At 39.2% G+C, this 2227-nt stretch carries 4 protein-coding genes; 1 reads left to right on the forward strand and 3 read right to left on the reverse strand.

Features of this window, described 5'->3' with window-relative positions; translation table 11 throughout:
• Positions 1–74: 74 nt before the first annotated feature.
• Genes EGI31_RS15030 through EGI31_RS15040 form a run of 3 tightly spaced genes read right to left on the reverse strand, consistent with a single transcriptional unit; the run spans position 75 to position 1612 of the window.
• Positions 75–590 (reverse strand): hypothetical protein, encoded by a 516-nt coding sequence (locus EGI31_RS15030; RefSeq protein ID WP_255037986.1) that lies wholly within the window; start codon positions 588–590, stop codon positions 75–77.
• 12 nt (positions 591–602) lie between these two features.
• Complete coding sequence (locus tag EGI31_RS15035; RefSeq protein ID WP_255037987.1) at positions 603–770, reverse strand: hypothetical protein; 168 nt, start codon at positions 768–770, stop codon at positions 603–605.
• Complete coding sequence (locus EGI31_RS15040; protein WP_255037990.1) at positions 770–1612, reverse strand: hypothetical protein; 843 nt, start codon at positions 1610–1612, stop codon at positions 770–772. The genes EGI31_RS15035 and EGI31_RS15040 overlap by 1 nt, the downstream gene beginning before the upstream one ends.
• Positions 1613–1914: 302 nt before the next feature.
• On the opposite strand from EGI31_RS15040, the gene EGI31_RS15045 reads away from it, so the two are divergent.
• On the forward strand, positions 1915–2055 hold the full coding sequence (locus EGI31_RS15045) for a hypothetical protein (protein ID WP_255037836.1): 141 nt from the start codon (positions 1915–1917) through the stop codon (positions 2053–2055).
• The last annotated feature ends 172 nt before the right edge of the window (positions 2056–2227 follow it).

Consider the following 2227-nt stretch of genomic DNA (forward strand, 5'->3'; position numbering starts at 1 on the left):
CGTACAGTGGTGTGAGAGCCTCTCCCTGCTAGGGTTTCCTAGTGGGGCAGGCTACTCGATTATGTGCTGTTTTTCTATGGTAAGTCATCCCAGTTTATTTCTGAATTGTCCAAAAGCGATTGTAAATATTCTCTGTTCGGGCTGATTAATGTCCCATAGTCTGTCGCTGATGGAATGTCAACTTCAAATAAGTAATCACATTCTTTTTCTAATATTTCATATCGTTTGTTCCCTTTTACTTTATTCAGGTCAAGGTAATATGGCGGAATATTATTCATTTGAATAAGTTCAATTCCTCCTTTCCAGTCTGACATTATATTTTTAAACTCGTCTGTGGTTAAAATAAAGTCAAACGTCAGTGACCTTGCTAGTGTCTTAATGTTTATTGAATTGTCTTTGATTGGTAATTTAAATTCTTCCCAGTCAAAACCCTTTCCTGTCGTATGGTTATGAACCCAAATGTAATTGTAGTTGTCTCTTATTAAAAAAGGTAAAATGTTTGTCGTGGCAAAGTCAAGTATTATACGATACCGTCCAGGAGCAGTTTCTCTAATGCAATTTATATTGTCACGAAAGTCTATTGTCTTCATATTGATGTCGTTCTAAAATAGCACATAACGTTTTGCAGATTTGCGATGGGCGGGTTTTTTACCACCAAAGTTTATGCGGAGCACAAAACTTTCGGATACCACTAAACTGTCTGCGGAGCACGAAACCCAGCCTATTGCAAATGTGCTGTTATGCCTCGTTTTTCTTTCGTCCGTGTTCATTATCTGTATGATACTTTGTCAAGTTGTCCAGTTGTAGCAGTAAAGGAAAGAACTTGATAACAGTCAATTGCTTTTCCGTCAACTGTCGCTGGTTGCCATTTTTGTGGCATTCTATTTACAATAGCTAAAACTTGGTTTGCATAAGTCGCCAAGTCGCCTTTGCCTTTTGTTACAATTACAAAATTCCCTGCTTTCCCGTCACAAGTAACCAAGAATGCAATTGAAACTCTAAACATCATTTGTGTTGCTTTTGCATCTGTCAAAGGATTGGCAACAAAGTATTTTTTCAATTCGTCAAGTCCACCTGTGAAAGTCGGGTTAGTTGTCGGTTTAGCGATTTCTCCGAACTTTTCTTTTACTAAAAAGTCGTCTACTGAATACACTGTCTGCGAGCAAGCAGTTACTTTCACAATACTGTCAGCAGGGAAAACAATAACTTTGGGAATGTCGTCAATTGTCTTGAATGAAAAACCGAATGGAGCTTTAGGTGTTTCAAATTCTTTTTCTGAAACATAGAGTGTCGTTAAGTCTTTCTTTTGCTCGTATGACAGAACTACCATTGTAAGCCCTTCTTTGTTTTTGTAATTGAACTTCATATCAGCAATATGAAATTTGTCTCCGTCAAGTGTCTTCACGCTGTTCAAGTATGCACCAATTGCTTTTTCTGCTGTCCCAACCTTAATTGGATTTTTGAAATCAAACCCATAGGTCTTGTCGGTTGAAACTTCGGTTAGTTTCATAAATCTTTTCTCGTTGTCAAGATAATCTTGGCAAAATGCTGTCGTTACGAAAGTCGTAACGAATAAGGTCAAGGCGAAAATCTTTTTTAGTGTTGTTGTCATATTGTTTGTTTTATGTCCGTTTGTGTCGTCCTAAAATGAGGCATAACGGACCAGGCTTGGCGATGTGGCGGATTATTAGCACAAAAGTTCAATAGAACTACTGCTGTTGAACCTTGAATAAATGTTTCATAGAAGCACTTCAGCCGCCATATTGCCAAACCGATGTGTGTGCCCAGTATGGACATCGAGTACGAAAGTACAAATAAACTCTAGAAGGTGCAAGTCGAAAAGACTGAGTCCTTTACATGCTAGTTGGTAAAGTGTGTTAGTAAGTCGCAAGCTGGTTTCTCGTGAGGGATGCAGTGAAGAAAGCGAGACTACAAAATTCGGTACTGACTTACAGAAACGGAATAAGAGGCTATGATAGGTGGATAAGTATGCACATCAATACAAAGTCCGTGGCCAACAAACCTATCAGAGTAGATTTCGCAGGCATCGAATGAAAGAGTATGTTCTTACCTGGGGAGGTCTTCACAACCACGAGTGGTTAAGTGAAGAAGTCAGCAGAGGTCGTAGTAACTACCAGCAACGAGCCAAGTCCTGAATGGGAAATCTTGGACGGTCTCACACAGTAGCGAAGGACCAAACATTAAACGTTTCCAATGCACCTAAGAG

The sequence above is a fragment of the Lacihabitans soyangensis genome (genome assembly GCF_024343775.1).
GTDB classification, from domain to species: domain Bacteria; phylum Bacteroidota; class Bacteroidia; order Cytophagales; family Spirosomataceae; genus Leadbetterella; species Leadbetterella soyangensis.

Excerpts from the sequence above, each read along its gene's own strand:
- EGI31_RS15030 (WP_255037986.1), bottom strand. The coding sequence starts at position 590 with ATGAAGACAATAGACTTTCGTGACAATATAAATTGCATTAGAGAAACT.
- EGI31_RS15035 (WP_255037987.1), bottom strand. The coding sequence starts at position 770 with ATGAACACGGACGAAAGAAAAACGAGGCATAACAGCACATTTGCAATA.
- EGI31_RS15040 (WP_255037990.1), bottom strand. The coding sequence starts at position 1,612 with ATGACAACAACACTAAAAAAGATTTTCGCCTTGACCTTATTCGTTACG.